Origin of the sequence: Rhodococcus sp. DK176, assembly GCF_038447315.2 — a bacterium.
In the GTDB taxonomy this organism is placed as follows: Bacteria; Actinomycetota; Actinomycetes; order Mycobacteriales; family Mycobacteriaceae; genus Rhodococcus_F; species Rhodococcus_F jostii_A.
Map to the genome: position 1 here is coordinate 2,815,934 of NZ_CP118321.2, position 21,994 is coordinate 2,837,927.

Annotated in this window: 21 protein-coding genes and 2 pseudogenes; 13 read left to right on the forward strand and 10 right to left on the reverse strand. The window is 65.3% G+C overall.

The annotated features are described in order from the left end of the window. Positions 1 to 73: 73 nt before the first annotated feature. On the forward strand, positions 74 to 613 hold the full coding sequence (locus PSR88_RS13315) for a nitroreductase family deazaflavin-dependent oxidoreductase (RefSeq protein WP_192815072.1): 540 nt from the start codon (positions 74 to 76) through the stop codon (positions 611 to 613). Here PSR88_RS13315 and PSR88_RS13320 read toward each other — a convergent pair. From PSR88_RS13320 to PSR88_RS13335, 4 genes and pseudogenes are all read right to left on the reverse strand, one after another. Beyond that, positions 591 to 731, reverse strand: coding sequence for a hypothetical protein (locus tag PSR88_RS13320; protein ID WP_237724078.1), 141 nt, complete (start codon positions 729 to 731; stop codon positions 591 to 593). The genes PSR88_RS13315 and PSR88_RS13320 overlap by 23 nt on opposite strands. A gap of 580 nt (positions 732 to 1,311) precedes the next feature. Beyond that, positions 1,312 to 1,683, reverse strand: a pseudogene (locus tag PSR88_RS13325) (DUF6308 family protein). Positions 1,684 to 1,831: 148 nt separating this feature from the next. Next, a complete protein-coding gene (locus PSR88_RS13330; protein ID WP_237724077.1) occupies positions 1,832 to 1,978 on the reverse strand; it encodes a hypothetical protein in 147 nt (48 codons plus the stop codon). Between the two features lie 57 nt (positions 1,979 to 2,035). Continuing rightward, a complete protein-coding gene (locus PSR88_RS13335) occupies positions 2,036 to 2,299 on the reverse strand; it encodes a hypothetical protein (RefSeq protein WP_237724076.1) in 264 nt (87 codons plus the stop codon). Positions 2,300 to 2,557: 258 nt separating this feature from the next. Between PSR88_RS13335 and PSR88_RS13340 the strand changes: the two genes are divergently transcribed. Next, entirely contained in the window at positions 2,558 to 3,484 is a 927-nt protein-coding gene (locus tag PSR88_RS13340) for a LysR family transcriptional regulator (protein ID WP_016882479.1), read from the forward strand. A 76-nt stretch (positions 3,485 to 3,560) separates the two neighbouring features. On the opposite strand, the gene PSR88_RS13345 is transcribed toward PSR88_RS13340, so the two are convergent. Further along, positions 3,561 to 5,021, reverse strand: coding sequence for an amino acid permease (locus tag PSR88_RS13345; RefSeq protein WP_051004168.1), 1,461 nt, complete (start codon positions 5,019 to 5,021; stop codon positions 3,561 to 3,563). 93 nt (positions 5,022 to 5,114) lie between these two features. Then, entirely contained in the window at positions 5,115 to 5,258 is a 144-nt protein-coding gene (locus PSR88_RS13350; protein ID WP_157180164.1) for a hypothetical protein, read from the reverse strand. 361 nt (positions 5,259 to 5,619) lie between these two features. Here PSR88_RS13350 and PSR88_RS13355 point away from each other — a divergent pair, with 361 nt between their 5' ends. The 8 genes and pseudogenes from PSR88_RS13355 to PSR88_RS13390 all read left to right on the forward strand — a co-directional run bounded on the left by PSR88_RS13355 (position 5,620) and on the right by PSR88_RS13390 (position 13,291). Then, positions 5,620 to 6,756, forward strand: a complete 1,137-nt coding sequence (locus tag PSR88_RS13355; protein WP_037196943.1) for a diaminopropionate ammonia-lyase — start codon at positions 5,620 to 5,622, stop codon at positions 6,754 to 6,756. Positions 6,757 to 6,800: 44 nt separating this feature from the next. Further along, positions 6,801 to 7,946: an ArgE/DapE family deacylase gene (locus PSR88_RS13360; protein WP_016882476.1), complete on the forward strand. Its 1,146-nt coding sequence runs from the start codon at positions 6,801 to 6,803 to the stop codon at positions 7,944 to 7,946. Between the two features lie 22 nt (positions 7,947 to 7,968). Continuing rightward, a complete protein-coding gene (locus PSR88_RS13365; protein WP_016882475.1) occupies positions 7,969 to 8,463 on the forward strand; it encodes a RidA family protein in 495 nt (164 codons plus the stop codon). A 53-nt stretch (positions 8,464 to 8,516) separates the two neighbouring features. Further along, the gene (locus PSR88_RS13370) at positions 8,517 to 9,947 is read left to right on the forward strand and encodes an amidase (RefSeq protein WP_016882474.1); all 1,431 of its coding nucleotides are present in this window, start codon (positions 8,517 to 8,519) and stop codon (positions 9,945 to 9,947) included. Between the two features lie 476 nt (positions 9,948 to 10,423). Then, positions 10,424 to 10,930 (forward strand): hypothetical protein, encoded by a 507-nt coding sequence (locus PSR88_RS13375; RefSeq protein WP_016882473.1) that lies wholly within the window; start codon positions 10,424 to 10,426, stop codon positions 10,928 to 10,930. A 299-nt stretch (positions 10,931 to 11,229) separates the two neighbouring features. After that, positions 11,230 to 11,565 carry an RES domain-containing protein gene (locus PSR88_RS13380; RefSeq protein ID WP_237727009.1) on the forward strand — a complete coding sequence of 112 codons (336 nt, stop codon included), beginning with the start codon at positions 11,230 to 11,232 and terminating at the stop codon, positions 11,563 to 11,565. A gap of 720 nt (positions 11,566 to 12,285) precedes the next feature. Beyond that, a pseudogene (locus PSR88_RS13385) lies at positions 12,286 to 12,545 on the forward strand (DUF4193 domain-containing protein); the annotation flags it as partial. Then, positions 12,527 to 13,291 carry a hypothetical protein gene (locus PSR88_RS13390; protein ID WP_029539132.1) on the forward strand — a complete coding sequence of 255 codons (765 nt, stop codon included), beginning with the start codon at positions 12,527 to 12,529 and terminating at the stop codon, positions 13,289 to 13,291. The pseudogene PSR88_RS13385 and the gene PSR88_RS13390, both read left to right, overlap by 19 nt. 176 nt (positions 13,292 to 13,467) lie before the next feature. Here the strand turns inward: PSR88_RS13390 and PSR88_RS13395 are convergent, their stop codons facing one another. The 4 genes from PSR88_RS13395 to PSR88_RS13410 form a co-directional block, all read right to left on the reverse strand. Further along, positions 13,468 to 14,910 (reverse strand): aldehyde dehydrogenase, encoded by a 1,443-nt coding sequence (locus tag PSR88_RS13395; protein WP_016882471.1) that lies wholly within the window; start codon positions 14,908 to 14,910, stop codon positions 13,468 to 13,470. A 30-nt stretch (positions 14,911 to 14,940) separates the two neighbouring features. Next, entirely contained in the window at positions 14,941 to 16,038 is a 1,098-nt protein-coding gene (locus tag PSR88_RS13400) for an NAD(P)-dependent alcohol dehydrogenase (RefSeq protein ID WP_016882470.1), read from the reverse strand. A 334-nt stretch (positions 16,039 to 16,372) separates the two neighbouring features. Beyond that, positions 16,373 to 17,401 (reverse strand): LLM class F420-dependent oxidoreductase, encoded by a 1,029-nt coding sequence (locus PSR88_RS13405; RefSeq protein ID WP_011595351.1) that lies wholly within the window; start codon positions 17,399 to 17,401, stop codon positions 16,373 to 16,375. Positions 17,402 to 17,472: 71 nt separating this feature from the next. Next, positions 17,473 to 19,128, reverse strand: coding sequence for a fatty acid--CoA ligase (locus PSR88_RS13410; protein WP_016882469.1), 1,656 nt, complete (start codon positions 19,126 to 19,128; stop codon positions 17,473 to 17,475). Positions 19,129 to 19,317: 189 nt separating this feature from the next. On the opposite strand from PSR88_RS13410, the gene PSR88_RS13415 reads away from it, so the two are divergent. From PSR88_RS13415 to PSR88_RS13425, 3 genes are read left to right on the forward strand one after another with little or no spacing between them, the layout of a single operon-like run. Further along, complete coding sequence (locus tag PSR88_RS13415; RefSeq protein WP_011595353.1) at positions 19,318 to 20,550, forward strand: cytochrome P450; 1,233 nt, start codon at positions 19,318 to 19,320, stop codon at positions 20,548 to 20,550. After that, the gene (locus tag PSR88_RS13420; protein WP_011595354.1) at positions 20,547 to 20,741 is read left to right on the forward strand and encodes a ferredoxin; all 195 of its coding nucleotides are present in this window, start codon (positions 20,547 to 20,549) and stop codon (positions 20,739 to 20,741) included. The genes PSR88_RS13415 and PSR88_RS13420 overlap by 4 nt, the downstream gene beginning before the upstream one ends. Before the next feature lie 6 nt (positions 20,742 to 20,747). After that, positions 20,748 to 21,980 (forward strand): NAD(P)/FAD-dependent oxidoreductase, encoded by a 1,233-nt coding sequence (locus PSR88_RS13425; RefSeq protein ID WP_016882468.1) that lies wholly within the window; start codon positions 20,748 to 20,750, stop codon positions 21,978 to 21,980. The last annotated feature ends 14 nt before the right edge of the window (positions 21,981 to 21,994 follow it).

The window sequence follows — 21,994 nt, forward strand, 5'->3', positions numbered from 1 at the left end:
CAGGTAGACCCGGGCGGAACGCAAAACTCATCGCGGTCGGCCCCGGTCGGTCATCTGAGGGATGATGGCGACTATGAACTCTGCCCCCAAGCCACCTTCCCGACCGCGGGGGCTCCGCAACCCCCTCCGCATACTCGCGCGCTGGCTCGGCACCCGCGAATGGGTGATGCGGATGGCGCCGATCATCATCTGGCTGGAGTCGCACCTGCGCGCGTGGACCGGGAACCGGGTGAGCCTGATCGGCATCGCCGGACTGCAGTCCGTGCAGGTGACGGTCCCCGGGCGCAAAAGCGGAACCCCGCGCACGACAGCCCTTCTGTGCATTCCGTACGGGGACGGGTACATCGTCACCGGCTCGAATTGGGGACGTCCCGAGCATCCGACGTGGTCGGTCAATCTGCGTGCGGCCGACGAAGCCCAGGTGAAGGCCGGGTCGCACGAATCCCGGATGAGCGTCCGGATGATCACCGGAGACGAACGCGAGAATCTCTGGAAACTGGTGGTCGACTACTGGCCCGGCTACCTCATGGAGCATCGCCGGTCCGGTGGACGTGAGTTCCGGCTGTTCGTGCTCGAGCCCACCCGCTCGGCTACCGAGAGTCGCGAATCCTGAAGACCGGCTCCACGAAGCGTTCGACGGCGCGACGCTCGGCGGCCAGCGCCCGCCGGTTGCCGCCGGTCAACCAATCCGCGTGTTCCACCCGCGCCGCCGTCCGAAACGTCGTTGTCATTGTGTCTCACCGTGAGACGGATGGCATATCTTCCCGGCTACGGCAGAAGTAGCGAGTCCGTTTGCCCGAGCTTAACGACCGTGCTCGTGGACGTCACCGCTGCGCTGGATCATCGATTGCGTCCACGGAATACCCCGGAACATTTTGCACTTTTCGCGAGTACCGAGACAGGTACCGAGAATCCACCTCCTAGACTTTTCGAACTGGTCCTCACTCATCCAATTTGCGAAGCCTCGCGGAATATGCAGCAACTTCTTTCTTCGCTTGCACAACAATCGGATGGTCTGACTCGTAGACCTGTGTCTCGGAGCACGAGGTCCGCCAGATCCGGATGCTGATCCCGCAGCAACGCCCGCACCAAGTCCTGCCCGAACCTGAACTCGCCCATCAACACGCCTCCGATCGCTGACGACATGCGACTCACTGCCGGCGGTCCGATGTGGGCAGCTACACCATCAAGCTACCGATGCGCCGCCCACCAGGTCACGCTCGGTGTGCTCAGCATGCGGATGCATCACGACAAACAGCTCATGCATGAACGGCACCATAAACCTGACTCACGGGAGGACACCGGGACGTGTCATCTTTGCAGGTCAGAGCGCTTTCCGAGGCCGCGATTCTTGCCGTCCATCCACGCGATCACATCGAACACCCGCAGTGCCGAGATCTCTTCGGGGAGGCCGGCCTCCTCGCAGAGCGACTCGAGCCGGTTATGTAATGCCCCGTCGTCGGCGCGAAGTGCCTCACGGACTGGGTTCAGAGGTGCTCGCTCGGTGCCCAGGACCTGACTGACGACGGAGTCCCAGATCGGCTACAGCCGCGGGCGTCTGCGGGCGATCAGCTTCGTCGCCTTCGTCTGGCCGATCCCCGGCAGCGCCCACAGGGCCGTTTCCAGGTCCCAGGCGGGCCATCCCGAGGCGAGCGGGTCCGGTTCGTCGAACCAGGTCCCGATCCGGGCCTATCGCCGTCAGAAGGGACGTTCAGCGCCTCCGCCTCGGTGTACAGGATCGCCCGCGCCGCCGTCGGGGCGACCTGCACGGACAGGAACACCCTCCGCGACCAGGTCGTCCGCGGTCGACCGGTCCGCCTCCCCGGCCCGACTACCGGTGCTTGACCAGGCGTCGAGGTGCGCGCCGACCGACGTAGGCGTCGTCGCCCAGGTACGGGTGGCCGTAGTACCTCTTCAGTGCCGCGATCGCCGCGGCGTCCGAGTCGGTCGCGAGGGTGGTCGACAGCCGGAATGTCATACCCCGCACCCTCTCACCCTTGAGGTGCCGGCGGCCGGGAACCGAGCAGGGTGGTCGCTACGCGCCGGGCCCGGAATCAGTAATCCGTGTCGGCCGCGGCGCGGCCGTCGGCTGCCTCGGGCAGAAGCGTGCGCGCCTTCTCTGCCAGGTCCGGCAGGCCGAGGGCACCCGCCGATAACCGTAGGCTCGGACCGGGGCGGGCAGGGCGAGTTCCTCGTTCACCAGCGGGCTGGTGGGGTATGCGACTCGGGCCACGAGCCGGGCGGTCTCGTCGGCGGTCAGGATCTTCCCGAGTGGCGGCGTGGTTGCTGCATCGGTCACGGAGTCCCCCATCGTCTGAGCTGCCTGGCCGTTGTGTGGACAGTATCGCGTTGTGGGCGTGGTTCTTCGGCCGTCACGGGGACGTACCATCTGCCTAGTTCAGAGGATCGACGCCTGGCGGTGTGAAGGTCGGCGTATGACCTGACCCACCGTCCGAGCGGATCAAGGGGTGCAACCCGCATCTCTCCGCGGTTTGCGTAGATAATCGATCCGTTCAAAGATGAAATTAATTAGATTGTCGAATGAATCGAGTTGGTCGTGCTTCATGTTCAGCGGTTACGCCTTCTTTGCGAACTGCACCGACGCGGAACCCTCGCTGCAGTGGCAGATGTGCTGTCCTACAGCCCTTCTGCGGTATCGCAGCAGTTGCGTCAGTTGGAGAAAGAGATAGGTGTGCCGCTCATCGAGCCTGCCGGGCGCGGGGTGCGGCTTACCGAGCAAGCCCTGATACTGGTGCAGCACGGCGAGAGAATCCTGAGCCTGCTCGAGGAAGCGGAATCGGACGTCACCGCGTCTCTCGGTGAGGTACGCGGGACCGTTCGCGTCGCCGCATTTCAAACCGCCGCACTCACCCTCGTCCCATTCGCGATGGAAGATCTGCAACAGCGTTACCCACTGGTGAAGATCGAGTTCACCCAGGGCGAACCACCCACAACGATGCCTGGTCTCGTCTCGTCCGAGTTCGATCTGGTGATCGTCGAGAGCTATCCCGGTTATCCCGAACGCATCCCGGAGGGGGTGGACGTGGACAAGCTGATGACCGATCCGTTGTGGTTGGTGATGTCGGAGAAACTCGCGTCTCCTTTGGACGCCAACAGTGATCTGATCGCCCAGTTGTCGCAAGCGAATTGGGCGATGGAGTTGGCGGATTCTGTTCCCGGGATGTGGGTGATCGATCGTTGTCGCAGGGCTGGTTTCGAACCATCGATCATCTGCCGGTCCGAGGATCTGCTGGTGCACAGGCATTTGGTCGAAGCGGGACTCGCGGTCGCCGTGCTGCCGGGGTTGGCGCTCGCCGAGCTGGGCTCGGGCGTTGCCCGTTTCCCCACCGGAGCGGGATTGGCCTATCGGGAGGTCCTCGTGGCCAGCCGTTCGTCGACGAGGAACAGCCCGACTATCGCCGCCGTGCGCGCTTCCCTGAAGCGGGGCGCGGACGTTTTGGCCCAGTCGGGCGTCGAATCGTGAGTGTGCACTACAGACGAGTCTGGCCCTGTGGCGGCGAGTGCTGCCACAGGGCCGAACCGGTGAGGGTGCTGGAGCGTTATAGTCCGGGTGTGCGGTCTTCTGTCGCTATGAAGACTTCCTGGGTCGTAACGCGTCCGCGCACTGATCGCCAGCCGAGGAAGAGGACCAGTGCGATCGGGGGGATTGCGCACAGGGCGACCCGCGCAGCCAGGTCGGGCGCCAATCCGAGGGAGACGACGACCATCAACAGGAAGGCAATGGCGATGTAGTTGGAGTACGGGGCGAAGGGCATCCTGAAGGCTTCGCGTTGTTCGCCGTTGCGGCGCCGCTGGCGCAGCATGCCCAGGTGCGAGGCCAGGATGGTCGTCCAGGTACAGAGTGCGCCCAGGCCGGCGAGGGCGAGGATGATGTCGAACGCCTCGTGCGGAACGACGTAGCTCAAGGCCACACCGGGCAGGGCCGCGACGGCGGTGAAGATGATTCCGCCGGCAGGAATACCGCGTCGGCTCATGTGCGAGAGGATTCGCGGAGCTTGCTGGCGTTCGGCCATGCTGCGCAGGATTCGTCCCGTCGAGTACAGGCCTGAGTTCGTCGAGGACAACGCGGCGGTGATCACGACGATGTTCATGATGTGGCCGGCGGCCGGGACGCCCAGTTCGGAAAAGACGAGGACGAAGGGAGATTCGGTGGCACCATACGCAGTCCACGGCATGATCATGACGAGGAGCAGCACGGACCCGCAGTAGAACAGAATGATGCGCAGTGCGACGGAATTGACCGCCCGGGGAATGACCTTGCGTGGTTGCGCGGTCTCACCGGCCGCGATGCCGACCATTTCGATGCCGTTGTAGGCCATGATCACCGACTGCAGACTCAGAAGAGCGATTGCGAAGCCGGCGGGAAAGAAGCTGGTCCAGACACTGTCACCGCGGAAGAGGTTGCCCAGTCCGGCGGTGCCACCACCGATCTGCGCGCCGGTGGCGACCAACCAGATACCGACACCCAGGAAGCAGACGATCGCCGCAACCTTGACGATCGCGAACCAGAACTCGAACTCGCCGAATGCTTTCACCGAGAGAAGGTTGACCGCGAGCAGAATGGCGAGGGCAATCAGCGCCGTCACCCACTGTGCCAAGTCGGGAAGCCATTTATGGACATAGATACCGATGGCTGTCAGTTCGGCGACTCCGCCGACCCCCCAGTTGAACCAGAACATCCACCCGGAGACGAATCCCGCTCCCGGACCGATGAATTCGCGGGCGTAGCTGGCGAAACTTCCCGACGAGGGTCGGTACATGACCAGCTCGCCGAGCGCTCGCATCACGAAGAATGCGACGGTACCGCACACCAGATAGGCCAGGATCAGCGACGGGCCCATGGCCTGGAGCCGCGACCCCGCTCCGAGGAACAGCCCGACCCCGATCGCCCCTCCCATGGCGATCATCTGGATCTGGCGATTGCTGAGAGCCTTGCGGTAGCCGTCGTCTGCCGTATGCACCGCTGGCGGAGCGGCTTGTATCGGGGGTGGATTGTCCATGGGGAGGGTTCCTTTACTGAAAGGTGCAGGATATGGGCCGTCAGGCCGGCCCCGGGCACGCGACTGGTAGGGACGAACAGGACGAGGATCGGGTCAACGGTGTCGTGTGGAACCGGACAACTGCAGAAGCGGCGTCGAGTCTCCTGTCAGAACGGCGAGCACCACCGCGAGTTCGATATCACTCAACTGGCCCGCGGTATCCGGTGGTGGCGCGAACGCTTCAGCTATGTTCTGCATGAGCCACTCCTTGTCGTGCACTAGGGCTGCCCGAGGCGCTGAGTGCGGCCGCATCACCCTGTCGAGGGTCGGGTCTTCCGCATCCGTGGACCTGAACGACGGCCCGAGTCTTGCCTTTTCGCGTGAAGTCCGTTTCCGCCCTGGTGGACCGGGCCGGAGCACTCCTCGTCACCGTCGATCGAACTGCCACTATGTTCCACGACACATTCCATCGAGAAAAGCGCCGATTTCTGATGACTATTCTTAAGCCAGTACGTGCTAAGTGGGTCACACTACATCCGAGAATGGTAAGTAATAGCGTTCAATACTGCGCATATATGGTCACTGGACCTTCACTGATGGATGCGTAACCATGGGTGGCATGACTTCCCTTGAAGCGACCCGGTGGTACTCCCACAGCGCTGCTCGCGACTGGCGCACCCAGGCGCCCGGGTCCGCAGTTAAATTCCACCGGACCCTCGACGGCTACGCACCTACACCCCTGACCGAGCTCCCCTCTCTTGCTGCCGAGCTGTCGGTCGGCCGGGTGTTCGTGAAGGATGAGTCGAACCGGCTCGGGTTGCCGGCGTTCAAGATTCTCGGAGCATCGTGGGCGACCTGCCGTGCCCTCAGCGACTGGTTGGGAATGGATCCGGTGACCATGACGGTCCCGCGGTTGTCGGCACGCCTGCGCGAAGTAGTCACGAATCCGAAGGACCTGACGCTCGTCACCGCGACGGACGGCAACCATGGACGGGCAGTCTCGCGAATGGCGGCGTTGCTCGGAGTCTCCGCACGGGTGTACATCCCGGCGGGATTGAGTCGGGCGGCCGTCGATGCGATCGGCGGCGAGGGCGCGCAGGTGATTGCCTTCGACGGCAGCTATGACGAGGTCGTCGCGGCAGCGAACGCCTCCACCGCGGACAGGCCGTTGGATTTCCTCATCCAGGACACGTCCTGGGACGGCTATGTCGACGTTCCGCAGTGGATCGTCGAGGGGTACATCACCTTGTTCGCCGAGGTCGACGAATCGTTGCGTGCCGAAGGGCTCGAACCCAATCTGGTCGCGTGCCCGGTAGGTGTGGGCTCCCTGGCCCACGCGATGGTCGACCACTATCGCAGCGGCGGGGCACACCCGAGTCTGCTCAGCGTGGAGCCGACCACCGCGGCCTGCGTTGCCGAATCCCTCGTCGCCGGGACACCGACCAGCGTCGACACCTTGACTCCGACGATCATGGCAGGGCTGAATTGCGGCACCCCGTCGGCGATCGGGTGGCCATCCCTGCAGCAGGGGCTCGATGCGGCGATCAGCATCAGCGACGATGAATCACGCACCGCTGTCGCCGATCTGACCGACCTCGGCCAGGATGTCGGCCCCTGCGGGGCCGCGTCCCTCGCCGGCGTGCGGGCGGCACTCTCAGATGCCGACCGGCGACGCGCCCTGGGTCTGGGCTCCGAATCCGTGGTCGTCCTGATCAGCACCGAGGGCCTGGCCGCCAACCCACTCGACGGCCGCTGAACCTGGCCGCCCTTCCTTCTCTTCCCTACTCTTCCGAGGACGACATGAACACCACACTCGACCCGACTGAGCTCCTCCGGGAACTCATCTCCATCGATTCGGTCAATCCCGACCTCGTTCCCGGTGCGGCCGGAGAACCCGCGATCGCCGACTTCGTCAGCACCTGGTTCACCCACCACGGATTCACGGTCGACCGACTCGAATCGACTCCCGGACGCCCCTCGATCGTGGCCATCGCGGCCGGCAGCGGCGGCGGGAGAAGCCTGATGTTCAACGGCCACCTCGACACGGTGACACTGGCCGGCTACGACGGCGACCCCCTCGCACCGATGCTCGAGGACGGCAAGATGTTCGGCCGGGGCACCTTCGACATGAAGGCCGGCGTCGCGGCGATGATGATCGCCGCCGCCGACGTGGCCGCACGACCACACGCCGGTGACATCCTCGTCGCCCTGGTCGCCGACGAGGAGTACGCCAGTGCCGGGACCGAGGAGGTTCTGCGGCACTACACCGCAGACGCGGCCATCGTCTCCGAACCGACCCACGAGGAAATCGTCCTCGCCCACCGCGGCTTCGCCTGGTTCGACGTCACCATCCACGGTGTCGCCGCACACGGCTCCCGCCCCGACCTCGGGATCGACGCCATCGCCAAGGCCGGGCGCTTCCTGACCGGACTCGACGAACTCGCCCACAAGCTCGCCCGCACCCCCGGCCACCCCACCCTCGGCAGCGGCAACATCCACGCCTCCGTCATCACCGGTGGCGAAGAAATCTCGAGCTACCCCGCCCAGTGCACCATCTCCGTCGAACGCCGCACCGTGCCGGGCGAATCGTCGAAAACGGTCGAAGCCGAGCTACGCGAGATCCTCGACTCGATCAAAGCCGTGGATCCGCAGTTCGAATACAGCATCACCCCGGGGCTCGAGCGGAACCCGTTCAGCGTGCCGAGCGAAAACCCCCTCGTTCAAACGATCCTGCCGATCGTCGAACGAGTCACCGGCAAGCCACCGGTAATCCGCGGCGAGCCGTACTGGACCGACGCCGCCCTCCTCCTCGACGCGGGGATCCCCGGACTGCTGTTCGGCGTCGACGGCGGCGGTGCTCACGCGGCCACCGAATGGATCGAGATCGACTCCCTTGCCCGTGTCACGCAGATCCTCACCGACACCGCAGCCAGCTTCTGCAAATAGCACCCACATTCGAAAGTTGACGATGACCCCGACACAGACAGCCCAGCACACCATCATCCGCCAACGCCTGACGGAACTGGGACTCGAACTCCCCGCCCCATCCAGTGCGGTTGCCAGCTACGTGCCCGCGGTCCGTACCGGCAACTACCTCTACACCTCCGGGCAGCTTCCCCTCGTCGACGGAGCCCTGCCGCACACCGGAAAGGTCGCCGCGGACGTGTCCGCCGAGGACGCCGCCGAACTCGCCCGCATCTGCACCCTCAACGCCTTCGCCGCAATATCCGCCCTGGTTGACCTCGATTCCATCATCCGGGTCGTCAAGGTCGTCGGATTCGTCGCCTCTGCACCCGGTTTCAACGGCCAACCCGCCGTCGTCAACGGCGCCAGCGACCTGCTGCTAGCCGTCTTCGGTGACAAGGGCCAGCATGCCCGCTCCGCCGTCGGGGTGGCCGACCTCCCACTGAACGCCCCCGTCGAGGTCGAACTGATCGTCGAACTCGACGAGCAGGAGACATAGCTGCCACCCGATCACGAACCCTTAACCGGCCACCTCAGTTAGGAACCTTCGCCATGGCGTCAACCGATCACATCAGCGAGCTGGCAGCGCTCACAGCTTCTGAGCTGATCGACGGCTACCGACAGAAGGACTTCACCCCGTCAGAAGTCTTCGCGGCAATCCAGGATCGCATCGATCAACACAACCCCGAGATCAACGCGTTCTACGTCCGCGAGCACGCCGCCGCAGAAAGAGCCGCCGATCAGAGCACTGCGAGATGGACCGCTGGACGGGCAAACACGGCACTCGACGGTGTGCCCATCACGCTCAAGGAAAACCTCGCCACCGTGGGCACACCGTCACCTGCGGGCACCGCCGCACGCGCCGATGCCGCACCTGCGACCGAAGACGGCCCGGTAGCGGAACTGCTGTCGGCAGCGGGCGCTGTCCGTCTCGGCAAGACCGTCATGCCTGAGTTCGGGATGCTGACGTCCGGCGTCTCCAGCCTCCACGGTGTGACGAGAAACCCGTGGAACCTCGACTGGACGGTGGGCGGCTCGAGTGCCGGGTCATCGGCCGCAGCCGCAGCACGATTCGGTCCGATCCATATCGGCACCGACATCGGCGGATCGGTTCGCCTGCCGGCGAACTGGACTGGCTTAGCCGCCCTGAAACCGACATACGCCATCGTGCCGGTCGATGTTCCGTACATCGGCCGGCACGTCGGACCCCTCGCCAGGACAATCGACGACCTCGCACGGGCGATGCAGGTCATCGCGCAGCCAGACGAGCGGTACCGCGACTACACCTACCAGGAACGTCCCGCCGACTGGGGTGCGGTCGCGTCTTCCCCGTACGACGAATCCGATATCGCGAAACTACGAGTGGCAATCCACACCGACGCGGGTTGCGGACTGCCGACCGATCCCGAAATCCGTGCCGTGATCCACTCGGTCGGAAAAGCATTCGAAGAAGCGGGGGCGTGCGTGGAGGAGATCGATCCGATCATGACGCCTCACCAATTCGAGATGCTGTGCCTGTTCTTCCGCGCGCGTGCGTGGCGCGAGGTCAAAAATCTGAGTCGGTCCAGTCGCGAAGCGGCACTGCCCTACTTCGTGCAGTGGGCGCTCGGGGCTGCCGACCTGTCTGCGACGGAACTGCTCAACGCATACGACACTGTGCAGGCAATGCGCGGCGCCGTTATTCAAGCAACACGCAGCTACGACGTCATACTCTCGCCGGTGGCACCCGTTGCCGCGTTCCCGGCGGACTGGTGCGGACCCACGAATGATCCCGCGACCGCTCTTCACGACATCGTGTACACGGTGCCCTACAACTTCTCCGAACAACCGGCCGCGACGGTCAACGCAGGTTTCACCGCAGACGGCCGCCCCGTCGGCGCCCAGTTTGCCGGCCGGCGATTCGATGACGTCAGGCTCCTTCAAATCGCCCGGTGGTTCGAGCAGGCGCGGCCGGCGACGGCCGTCCCGGTGTGGCCTCGCTAGAGCGCACACCACTGAGACGCAGTGGGCTGGGAGTTCGCCGAACACATCGTTGTCTCCGGGTCATCCTCGGGAACAGCTCCTGCCCCACCGCGAGCCACAACAGCGAACCCTCCCCACCCGGCAGCATTCGCTGTTCCCCATCGCCTCGCCCCTAACCATCCCTGCCACAGGCGATCCTAAACCGAGGAACCACAGTGCCCCGACTGCGAAGTTCACCGCCACAGGCGGATCAGCAAGGCCTACCGATCGTGAACCACGGCGGGAGCGGAAGCGGGCCGGAACGAACAGCCTCCCACCGCGCAAGGGACGCGACGGTGCTTGTGGACGGCGCTTCTGAGCGTGCACCTCACCCTGCCCGCATTCCCTCACCCACCCACTGTGTGTGAAGAACTCCCTGCTCAGATCACTGGGGCCCTGCCACACAACGATTTACTTGACCTCTTGACTTGACCTACTTGACCGAGGACCATGGTGGCATGAGCACACCACTGAAGAAAGTCGTCGACGACCAGCTCGCCGCCAGCGGAATGGCCGCGGAACAGCTCGACGACGACGACGCCAAATACGTCGCCGCCGGCGTGAAGAACGTGCTCTCGAACCTCAAAGCCCGTCGCGCATGGGAGAACCACATCGGCGCGATCTTGACCCACAAGCAGGCCGTCGACGCCACCGGCTGGACGAAGCAGGCCCTCAGCCAAGCCGTCAAAGAAACCCGAATTCTACGTCTCGAGGCCGCCGACGGGACGATCGGCTACTGGTCGGGCGGATTGACCGACACCGCGCCCCACGTCCCAATCCGGGGTATCAAAGACGTCCTGAAGGTCTGGGCGCACGCCGACGTCCAGTCCTGGACCATCGCCTCGTGGCTGTCGAGCCCACAAACCGAACTCGACGACCGCACCCCGAGACAGGCCCTCCTCGACGGCGACACCGCCGATGTCGTGACGCTCGCCCGGCAGGCAGCCGAACGGCTGGCTTCGTGAGCGTATCCCGCGCGACACCACACCTCGGCGTCTCACCGTCCCCGGACACACTCCGGGGACGGTTCTGTGTGCACGGTGCCCGCCAGCACGACGACGTACCGCACCCACGGGGCCAAGTTCGCCCCGTGGTGGTTCGGCACCAGCCTCGGGGGCCGCTTCGACCTCCCCGGCCCCGACTGAACCTGCTACACCGCAGATCCGGACTGATCACCCTCATCGAGACCTGGTGCGGCATCGCGATCATCCCGAGCCCGGAGATCGCACACCGCGTCATCTCCGCGGTAGCAGTCAACCGAGACCTGCACCTCGCCGACGCAACCTCGAACGCCGCAATCGGATTCGGCATGACATCCGAGGTCTCGACCACCACCGACTACGCCCTCACCCAGCAATGGGCGCACGCGTTCCGTGCAGCCGGGTTCGACGGAATCCGCTACTGGGCGCGGCACGAACTGACGCACGTGCACGCCTGCTACGCCCTGTTCGCGCCCAGTGGGGACCAGACCAGCACGGTGGCGATCCCCACAGACTTCACCGTGCTCGGCACCGACGCGTTGCCCGATCGCACCGACCTCTGGGATGCGCTGTACGAGACGGCCGGCATCGAAGTCCTTCACATCCCCGGCAGCATCTGAAGCCAGGCCATCCCGAGACACCGGTGAGCGCCTCGGGATGGGCGTCTCGGGGTGGCGTCGAAGGCACCATCCCGAGCCTGCGCTAGAGAGCCGTAGAGAACGCAACAGAGGCTGGTCAGCGCACCGCCCATCCGAAAAATCCGCAATCGCATCAAGGAAGCGCACCGTCCACGAGGAGGTCGAGCAGCTGCTCTTCGGTGGACTCTCCAGACCCGCGACGCCGACTTCGACGGGAACAGCCCGACGATCCGGTCGCCCGGGCGGTGGCCGGCACTCTCACGCAGGGGCCTGGGTGCAGGTCGCCGCGCCGTACGATCCACCACCGTGCCGGTCAGCGGAAGATCGTCCACACCGCGGCGGCGGCGAGCGCCACGACGACCACAACCATCACCACGGTGACGAGGGATTCGTGAGCGGCGAGAAGTTGCTGCATGACAAGAAGTCTCCCAGCCCGGCCCCCGTCAGAGCACGCTCGCGAGACCGAACACCGACATGGGCACTGACCGCATGCGAGAAACCGGCACCGACCGGAAAAGCCCAGACAACGGCAACGGCAACGTGTCGAGCCGAACCTGGCGACTCGCGATCCCCTCACCGCCCCAAAAGGTTAACCACAGCACACCAGACCACAAGGGCGTGACGCGGCCGCCGGACCCCGGTGGGTGGCGGTCCGAACACCCCAGAAAATGAGAAAGCAGCAGGCACGGCCACCGACCTGTCACCGAATCCGACGAGCCGGACACCTCCCTCGAACAGTTCACCGCCGGCCGGAAAGACACCCAGTCCCCCGTCGTCGACGTCGAAGACACTGACACCGCCGAGTCTTTCGAACTGCCCGGCGCCGACTTCTCCGGTGAAGAATTCACCGTCCGCGCCATCATCAAGCAGCGGACGAATTCACCTGCGCCAGTTGCTTCCTCGTCCACCACCGCAGCCGCGTCGCCGACGCTGGGCAACAACTTTGCCGCGACTGCGCCTGAACAGGATCAGTCTCCGGCAGCGGGAGTGGATCGCCCGCCTCGAGCGTGAACTGCCGAATCTGCGCGAGGTGATGGGATCGTGTCTGTCCGAGCCCGGCGACGACGCCACCGCAGGGCTCGCGATGGCCGCCGCCCTGGTTCAGTTCTGGCTCTCCCGCGGCCTGCTCAGCGAGGGGCGGCACTGGCTCGACCGCGCCCTCGCCCGTGTGTCCGGGCTGCCGACCACGGCACGAGTCGAAGCTTTGTACGCCGACAGCGTGCTGGCGGACGTACAGGGCGACCTTACGGCGGGCAGCCTCCTGGTTGAGGAGGCGCAGGCCCTGGACGAGCAGCTGGCCGACCCCGTGGTCCACGCGCGCATCGCCCACGCCGATGGACTGCTGGCCCTCTACAGCGGCGACATACCCCGCGCCTGCGCCCGGTTGGAGGAAGCACTCGCGGTGTTCGGCGCACGCAGGAACCTGTCAGACCAGGTGTGGATTCTTTTGATGCTCGGGCTGGCCTACGAATTGCAGGGTGACGCTCCCCGTGCCATCGCCTGCCATGAGCGAGTGCTGGACACCACCGAAGCCCACGGCGAATCAGTGTTTCGATCGTACTCACTATGGGCCAGTGTTCCCTCGGACACGGGGCCGCCGAATACGACCGCGGGTGTCACAAACTCCTTTGCGATGACGCGTAGCTCGGCGCGAAGGGCATCGTCATCTCGCGGTCGGAGCAACCGTGCTGAGCCCTCAGCGCAGTAAGGTGGACCCTCGGCGCGTGAAGCTGCCACCTCTACCTCCTCGTGGCGGGTCTCGTGACTAGTGGCGCGTGATCCGAGAACGAAGTCCCTCATCTTCTCTTCATTCGCGCAAGGACGGGTGCAAGAGCGGCGCGTATTGCGGGGCAGCGAATTCGTGCGCTGCACCCGGCGGATTGATCAGCGGGTGTACATCGATTTCGTGCGGACGTATGCGTCCAGACCTTCCGGTCCCAGTTCACGGCCGAGACCACTGGCCTTGACTCCCCCGAACGGGGCTCCGATGTCGAGATCGAAGAAGTTCACACCCACGCTGCCGGTCTCGATCCGACGGGCCAGGTCGAGGCCCTTTTCGGGATCGGAGGTCCAGACCGTTCCGCCCAGCCCGTACTCGGAGTCATTGGCGATTGCGACGGCGTCGTCGAGGTCGTCATACGGCAGGACGGTCAGGACCGGCCCGAAGATCTCTTCCCGCGCGACGGTCGCCGAGTTGTCGAGGTCGGCGAACACGGTCGGTTCCACGAACCATCCCCGGTCGAGGTGTTTCGGCCGGCCGCCTCCGGCCGCGACGGTGGCGCCTTCTCGTCTACCCGTGTCGATGTACGCCTCCACACTGCGCCGTTGGCGCTCGGACACCAACGGTCCCACCCGGGTGGCGGGGTCGGCAGGGTCCCCGACCACGAGCTCCGACGCGAGGTGTGCGACCGCGTCGACTGTTTCGCGGTAACGAGACCTGGGAGCAAGGATTCGAGAGGACAGATAGCAGGTCTGGCCATTGTTGAGCAGGCTCGCCCAGGACAGTCCCCTGGCGACGCTCACCAGGTCCGCGTCGTCGAGGATGATGGCGGCGCTCTTGCCTCCCAGTTCCAGGGTCACCGGTCGCAGCAGGCGACCGCAGGTCTCCCCGATCACCCTGCCGGCGGCGGTCGACCCGGTGAAAGCGATTTTGTTCACCTCGGGGTGAGCAACCAGATAGGCACCGATCTCTCGGCCGCCGGTCACGATGTTCAGCACACCGCCGGGCAGCCCGGCTTCTTCGGCCGCGTCCGCGAGTTGGAAGGCGTCGAGCACGGTTTCGGGTGCAGGCTTGAGGACCACGGTGCATCCGGAAGCGAGTGCGGGGGCAAGCTTGAACATGGTCAGCGACTGGGGAAAGTTCCACGGAATGATCGCGGCGACAACGCCGATCGGCTCGCGGCGCACGATCGTGGTGGACCGACCGTTTGCGGCGATGCGCGGGGTCTCGACGGGTGTCTTCTCGGTCAGATCGGCGTAGTACCGGAGCGTCGCTGCCGGGCCGCTCCCCTCGGCCGCTAGGGATATCGCTGCCGGCATGCCGTTCTCGTCGGTCACGATGGCGGCTGTGTCTATTCGGCGCCGGTCGAGCGCATCGGCGAATCGCCGCAGGAGGTCGGCACGTTCAGCCGGTTCCAACGCAGACCACTCGGGTGCACGCAGGGCCCGGCGGGCTGCGGAAACTGCGGCGTCGACGCCGGCTGGGGTACTGTCCGGCGCCGACCCGACGGGTTCCTCGGTGGTCGGCGAGATAACCGTGATGCGGTCGGAGGTGGACGGCGTATGCCATCTGCCGTCGATGAACAGATGCGATCGGGTGTACTTCATGTGGGGAACCTCGGTCGTCGTGGTGCGCGGTCAGGGATGTGGGAGAAGAACCGGTTTGATGGCGTCGCCACGGGCGGCGTCCGCCTCGGCGACTGAGATCTCGGCGAGCGGGTAGGTGCGGATCAGCCGGTCGAACGGAAACCGGCCCTGACGCCAGAGTTCGATCAGTCGGGGCAACAGCAACTGCGGGACAGCGTCCCCTTCGAGGATTCCCATGATGTTCTTCCCGGCTGCCAGCGCGGCCGGGGCGAGGACCAGTTCGCGGGTTGCGGCGCCGACGAGGCCGACGGTTCCGGTGGGCCGGAGGCTGTCGATCGCCGACGCGATGACCTGCGGGACCCCGGTGGTGTCGAGGGCGGCGTGCACTCCGCTTCCGGTCAGCTTCCGAATCTGTCGCGCGATATCGTCAGCGGACCCTTCGATCACGTCCGTCGCACCGAGTTCGAGGGCGAGATTCAAGCGATTCGCGTGCAGGTCGACGGCGATGATCCGGGAGGCGCCGGCGACGCGGGCGGCCATGATCGCCGACAGACCCACCGCGCCGGCACCGAAGACGGCGAACGTCGTGCCCGTGCCCACCTTCAGGGCGATCAGCGCGGACCCGGCGCCGGTCTGGATCCCGCATCCCAGCGGGCCCAGCAGATGCAGCGGTAGATCCTTGTCGACAACTACGACGTTGCGGGCACTGACGACCGCGTGGGTGGCCAGGGAGGACTGACCGAACCACCGTGATGTAAGGGCGTTGCCGTTCATGTCGGTGAGCGGGCCGGGCCCTTCGGGGCCGCGGCCGGACAGATTGCGCGCGAAGAACGCGAAACAGTACGCCGGGTGCCCACCTGCGCAGTTTTCGCACTGCCCGCAGGAATCGAACGACAACAGAACATGGTCACCGGCCTCGATGCCGGTGACGCCGGCGCCGACTTCCTCGACGACTCCGGCGCCCTCGTGGCCGACCACGATCGGCGGCTGGGCGAGGAATGACAGGTCTCTGGGCAGGACGTCGGTGTGACAGAACCCGACACCGGCGATGCGAACCCGTAGTTGGCCGCCGGTCGGGTCGGCCAATTCCACCGTCTCGATCTCGAACGGTGCGTCGTGGTGACGTAGCACTGCGGCTTCGATGCGCATCGGAATGCTCCCTCTGTTCGGTGCGTAACCAGAACGTACAGACTGACCGTCTGTACGGTCAATAGTCGTTGACGAGGTCGCTAGACCAGGTCCATGCGTTTCGATATCGTGCAGGACTGCGAGGACGCGATCGAGCGCCTCTTCAACGCATTCGCCACGAGGGACGCCCAGGGGATCGCGACGCGAGCCCCTCCCCCATCGTCGTCACGACACCCGCTGCCGCTGTCACGTAAAGCAGTTGAGCAACACTGCGATTCGTAGTTCGTCGAACATGTGGTCATCACTTATCGACCATCGGGGCGCTACCCTGCCCCACCGCGTGCTGCACGTCTCATTATGCGAGAAGTTGTGCAACCGCCTCGATCGAGGAGTAACCGAGGCCCTGAAGTAGCAGCGTTTTGACCGCAGTCTTCTCCCATCGAACGAGGTCTTCTTTGATCTTGTCTCGTGATCCGACGAGGGCGACATCCTCGACCATGGCCAGGGGCACCGACGCGATTGCTTCGGATTTGCGCCCCTCCAGGTAGAGACGCTGAATGCGTGCGCATTCCGCTTCGTAACCCATGCGCACAAACACTTGATTGTGAAAGTTGGCCTCCTTCGCGCCCATTCCACCCACGTAGAGCGCAATGTTGGGCCGGATCACGTCGGCTGCCTTCTCGATGTCGTCGTCGATGACAACGGGGACCGTGGCGGCGATGTCGAAATCGTCGAGAGATCGGCGAGCCCCGGGTTTCGAGAATCCTTCCTCCAGCGCTCCTCGATAGAAGTCGTCCATTCGGGGCGAGTAGAAGATCGGCAGCCACCCATCGGCTATCTCGGCGGCGAGTGCGATGTTCTTTGGCCCCTCGGCCCCGAGATAGATCGGGATCTCGGTACGAATGGGGTGGATCATGGACCGAAGTGGTTTTCCGAGGCCGGAGCCACCTTGCAGCGGGAGTTGGTAGAACGAACCGTCGTGACTCACGGGTTCGTCTCGTCGCACGAACTTACGGACGAGTTCGACGTATTCACGTGTGCGAGCGAGCGGTCGGGGATACGGCTGCCCGTACCATCCCTCGACGACCTGTGGCCCGGAGACGCCCAAACCCAGAATGAAGCGGCCTCGAGACAGGTGGTCCAGTGTCATCGCCGCCATGGCAGTCGCCGCTGGGGTCCGCGCCGACATTTGCAGGATATTGGTGCCCAACCTGACGGTACTGGTTGAGGCGCCGTACCACGCCAAGGGGGTTAAGCAGTCGGATCCGTAGGTCTCGGCAGTCCAGACCGAGTCGTAGCCGAGACTCTCCGCAAGGGAGAAGGCCGCTCGTTCGTCGTCCGACGGCGCGGTAGACCAATAGCCCAGGTGGAATCCCAATTTCATTGTTTGCTTGTCCTTACTTCGTCGTCATTGGTGTGTCTTGTTGTCGAGGTATGCGGATCCGGTGGTGGTGCCTACTGAGATGGTGGAAGCGCGCTGTCGCTCGTCCGGACAGTCCGCAGGTCGTTGACCACCAATCCGTCGGCGTCGTAGCTCCGGCGCAGGTCCTTCTTGTCCAGCTTGCCGACACTGGTCTTGGGAAGGGTGTTGACGAAGGCCCACCGTTCGGGGAGCCACCAGCGGGCGACCTTGCCGTCGAGGAAGGCGAGCAGTTCGGGTGCGGTGGCGGTAGCTCCGGGCGCCAGTTTGATGCAGACGAACGGGCGTTCCTCCCATTTCGGGTCGGGTACTCCGATCACCGCGGCCTCGGCGACGGCGTCGTGCTCGAGCAGTGCGTTCTCGAGTTCGACCGTGGAGATCCATTCCCCGCCGCTCTTGATGCCGTCCTTGAGCCGGTCCTTGAGCTGGATCCAGCCGCCCTCGTGCAGGACCCCGAGGTCACCGGTGCGCAACCAGCCGTCGTCGAACTTGTCCGGTGCGGCGGTGCGAAAATAGGTGCCCGCGATCGTCGCGCCGCGCAACTGGACTTCCCCGATGGATTCGCCGTCCCAGGGCAACTCGTCGCCGTATTCGTCGACGATGCGCGCCTGCACTCCGGGGACGATGCGCCCCGTCAGGCTCGCCCACTGCGCCACGTCGGCGTCGGGTGTGTTGTGGGGTGGCCGGGAGAAGGTCAGGAGGGGGCTGGTTTCGGTCATCCCCCATCCCTGGGTCAACCGGACGCCGTGTCGGGACTGCATACTGCGGACCAAGGCAGCCGCCAGCGGGGAGCCGCCGGATACGGCCAGACGCAGGCTGCTGAAGTCGACCGGGTGGGTTCGGGCGTACTCGTCGAGGCCGGTCCACAGTGTCGGCACGGCCGCGGCGGCGGTGGGCGCGAGGTCGGTGATGATGCGGGCCAGGTGGTCGATCTGGAGATATCGGTCGTTGAGGATGATGTCGGCCCCGCTCGTCCAGGCGGCGTGGGGCCAGCCCCAGGCGTTGGCGTGGAACATCGGCACGATCGGCAGGACCCGGTCGGCGTCGGAGAAGCCGAAGGCACTTCCGGTGGAGATCTGCAGGCCGTGTAGGTAGATGGACCGGTGACTGTAGGCCACCCCCTTCGGGTCGCCGGTCGTCCCGGTGGTGTAGCAGAGCGCGGCGGCGCTGCGCTCATCGAGGCGCGGCCACCGGAAGTCGGTCTCGGTGTCCAGCATGTCGTCGAGGCGGTGCAGTTGCACACCGGTGGGAACGGCCAGGTCCGCCTCGCCCGCGACGATCACGTGCTCGACGGTGGGCAACCGGTCGATCACCCGCTGCAGCTGGGGCACCAGGTCCGCGTCGACGAGGATCACCTTGTCCGCGGCGTGGTTGGCGATGTAGACGATCTGATCGTCGTGCAGTCGCAGGTTCAGTGTGTGCAGCACCGCCCCCATTCCCGGTACCGCGAAATAGGCGGCCAGATGCGCCGGGCTGTTCCAGCACAACGTGGCAACGACATCGTCCTCGGACACGCCGAGGCGGCGCAGACCGGCGGCCAGGGAGGTCACCGCCGTCCCGAACTCCCGGAACGACCCTCGCCGTACCTCGCCCGCCCGATAGTGCAGAACCGCACTGTCGGGGTGTGTGCGAAGGCCGTGCAGGAACAAATCCGACACGAGGAGATCGACATCTTGCATGGTGCTGTGCATGGCAGGTCCGTCCTGGCTGTGAGGAATCAGTGTCGTTCCGCTGCCCCGTCGGCCGGATTTACGGAACCGAGCCGGTCTTGACCCGCGGACAGCTGCTCTCTACCCTAGACCGTACGTACGGTCAGTCAAGATGTTCTGCTGATCCTCTGCTCGACCATCCCCTTCCTGCCAGCCCCTGAAGGAAACGCCATGACGTTATCGGCCCTGCACACCGACCTCGGAAGTCCCGACGCGTACATCCACGGAGTTCCCCATCAGGTATTCGCCGAGCTCCGTCGCCACGAGCCGGTGGCCTGGATCGAGGAGCCGGCCGGTGAGGGTTTCGCCGGCGGTCCCGGGTTCTGGGCAGTCACCCGCTACGACGACGTGATGACGGTCTCGAAGAAGCCGGACGTCTTCTCCTCCCACAAGGGTGCGTCGTTCCTGCGCGATCAGAGCCCTCAGGATCTTGCCGCCCTGCAGCAGATGATGCTCAACCTCGACCCCCCGGACCACTCGCAGATGCGGTCGATCGTCAGCAAGGTTTTCACTCCGAAGATGGTGCGCGGGATGTTCGACAGCATCGCTGATCACGCTCGCGCCATCGTCGATGCATTGCCCGACGACGGTGAGATCGACCTCGTCGAACACGTCTCGGCGGAGATGCCGCTGCGGGTCCTCGCCGACGTCCTCGGTGTGCCGTCGGAAGATCGGCACCTGCTCTACGACTGGACCAATCGGATGGTCGGCCTCGACGATCCCTCCTACGGAGGCCGCGAGGCTTTCCTTTCTGCATTCATCGAAATGTTCGAGTACTCCGCGGCTCAGACCAGGGCCAAGCGCACCGAACCCGGGTCGGACGTGTGGTCGTTGATCGTCAATGCCGAGGTCGACGGCACCCAGCTGTCCCCCGAAGAGCTCAACCGGTTCTTTCAACTACTGGTCATCGCCGGAAACGAAACCACCCGCAACCTGCTGACCGGCGCGATCCTCACCCTCGGCGAACACCCCGGTGAACGTGAGAAGCTCGCCGACGATCCGGCGCTGCTGCCGAACGCCATCGAAGAGGTGCTGCGGTTCCACTCCCCCGTCATCCAGTTCCGGCGCACGGTGACCCGGTCGACCGAACTCGGCGGCAAGCAGATGCACGAGGGACAGAAGGTCGTCATCTTCTACGTCTCGGCCAACCGGGACGAAGCACAATTCGATGACCCGGACACCTTCCGCATCGACCGCGGCGCCGCCAATCACCTCGCCTTCGGCGCCGGCACCCATTTCTGCCTGGGCAACAGCCTCGCCCGCCTCGAGGCGAAGGTGCTGCTCGAAGCCCTGTTCACGCGCTTCCCGCACTGGCAGGTCACCGGACCCCCGGACCGGTTCCGGTCGAACTTCATCCACGGGATCAAGAAGCTCCCCGTTCACCTCGGAAAGGCCACGTCATGAAGATCTGTGTCGACCGCACCAAGTGCACCGGCCTCGGTATCTGCGAATCCCTCGCCCCGGACATCTTCGAGATCGACGATGCCGGCGGGCTGCTGCTGCTGCGCGAGGACGCCGATGACAGTGTCATCGACGACGTCCGCGCCGCCATCGAGGGGTGCCCCACCGAGGCACTCACGCTCATCGAGGACTGACCGACCATGACCGAACAGAATCTCGTGGTAGTCGGGGCGTCACTGGCGGGCCTGCGCGCCGCCGAGGCGGCCCGCAAGGCCGGCTTCACCGGATCGGTGACCCTCGTCGGCGCCGAGGAACACCTGCCCTACGACCGTCCCCCGCTGTCGAAGGCGTACCTCGACCCGTCGCCGACACCACCGGACACCACCTTCAGGGCCCTCAACGCCCTCGACGACGTGGGAATCGACCTCCGTCTCGGCACCGTCGCCACCCGGCTCGACCCGGACGAGCAAATGATTCACACCTCGCGCGGCTCACTGCCCTACGACATCGCCGTCATCGCGACCGGATCGTCGGCGCGGATGCTGCCGGGCACGGCTGCCATGGCCGGCGTGGTCACCCTCCGCACACTCGACGACGCAGTCACCGTGCGCACCGCCCTCGACAACCGGGCCCGCACAGTGGTCGTCGGTGCCGGATTCATCGGCTCCGAGGTTGCCTCGGGGGCACGCAAACGAGGCCTGGACGTCACCGTGGTCGAGGCCCTGCCGGTCCCCCTGGTGCGCGCGATCGGTACGGACATGGGCCGTGCCTGCGCGGACCTTCACCGGCGCAACGGAGTCGACCTGCGCTGCGGCGTCGGGGTCGAGAAGGTCCTCGGCAACGGACACGTCGAGGCAGTGCAATTGTCGGACGGATCAACTCTCGAGGCAGATCTGGTCGTGGTCGGGGTCGGCGCGGACCCCGCCACCGAGTGGCTCGAGACCTCGGGCATCACACTCGAAAGCGGTGTCGTCTGCGACGAAACCATGGCGACCTCGCTGCCGGGGGTCTACGCCGCCGGGGACGTCGCCCGCTGGCACAATCCGCTGTTCGATGCATCCATGCGGCTCGAGCACTGGACCAGTGCCGCAGAGCAGGGAGCCCTCGCCGTCCGCAACGCGCTCGACCCACAGGCCGCGAAGCCGTACAGCACCGTGCCGTATTTCTGGTCCGACTGGTACGACACCCGGATCCAATTCGTGGGAGTGCCCGAGGCCGACGAAATACGCACCGTCACCGGACATCTCGAGGACGGCCAGTTCGTGGCGCTCTACCGCCGCGGCGACCGGGTCGTGGGCGCGCTGGCCCTCGACCACCAGACCCACATCATGAAATATCGTGCCCTGATCGCCAAGCGTGCGAGCTGGGAGCAAGCGCTCGATTACGCGCGCACTCGCCAGCACAAGGACGAGCCGCTCGACGCGGCCCGCTGACTCATCAGGGCTCA

Coding starts and splice junctions, on each gene's coding strand:
- PSR88_RS13345 (WP_051004168.1), bottom strand. CDS start 5,021: ATGGACAATCCACCCCCGATACAAGCCGCTCCGCCAGCGGTGCATACG.
- PSR88_RS13320 (WP_237724078.1), bottom strand. CDS start 731: ATGACAACGACGTTTCGGACGGCGGCGCGGGTGGAACACGCGGATTGG.
- PSR88_RS13360 (WP_016882476.1), top strand. CDS start 6,801: ATGAACACCACACTCGACCCGACTGAGCTCCTCCGGGAACTCATCTCC.
- PSR88_RS13425 (WP_016882468.1), top strand. CDS start 20,748: ATGACCGAACAGAATCTCGTGGTAGTCGGGGCGTCACTGGCGGGCCTG.
- PSR88_RS13350 (WP_157180164.1), bottom strand. CDS start 5,258: ATGCAGAACATAGCTGAAGCGTTCGCGCCACCACCGGATACCGCGGGC.
- PSR88_RS13375 (WP_016882473.1), top strand. CDS start 10,424: ATGAGCACACCACTGAAGAAAGTCGTCGACGACCAGCTCGCCGCCAGC.
- PSR88_RS13365 (WP_016882475.1), top strand. CDS start 7,969: ATGACCCCGACACAGACAGCCCAGCACACCATCATCCGCCAACGCCTG.
- PSR88_RS13420 (WP_011595354.1), top strand. CDS start 20,547: ATGAAGATCTGTGTCGACCGCACCAAGTGCACCGGCCTCGGTATCTGC.
- PSR88_RS13355 (WP_037196943.1), top strand. CDS start 5,620: ATGACTTCCCTTGAAGCGACCCGGTGGTACTCCCACAGCGCTGCTCGC.
- PSR88_RS13410 (WP_016882469.1), bottom strand. CDS start 19,128: ATGCACAGCACCATGCAAGATGTCGATCTCCTCGTGTCGGATTTGTTC.
- PSR88_RS13370 (WP_016882474.1), top strand. CDS start 8,517: ATGGCGTCAACCGATCACATCAGCGAGCTGGCAGCGCTCACAGCTTCT.
- PSR88_RS13330 (WP_237724077.1), bottom strand. CDS start 1,978: ATGACATTCCGGCTGTCGACCACCCTCGCGACCGACTCGGACGCCGCG.
- PSR88_RS13395 (WP_016882471.1), bottom strand. CDS start 14,910: ATGAAGTACACCCGATCGCATCTGTTCATCGACGGCAGATGGCATACG.
- PSR88_RS13415 (WP_011595353.1), top strand. CDS start 19,318: ATGACGTTATCGGCCCTGCACACCGACCTCGGAAGTCCCGACGCGTAC.
- PSR88_RS13405 (WP_011595351.1), bottom strand. CDS start 17,401: ATGAAATTGGGATTCCACCTGGGCTATTGGTCTACCGCGCCGTCGGAC.
- PSR88_RS13315 (WP_192815072.1), top strand. CDS start 74: ATGAACTCTGCCCCCAAGCCACCTTCCCGACCGCGGGGGCTCCGCAAC.
- PSR88_RS13400 (WP_016882470.1), bottom strand. CDS start 16,038: ATGCGCATCGAAGCCGCAGTGCTACGTCACCACGACGCACCGTTCGAG.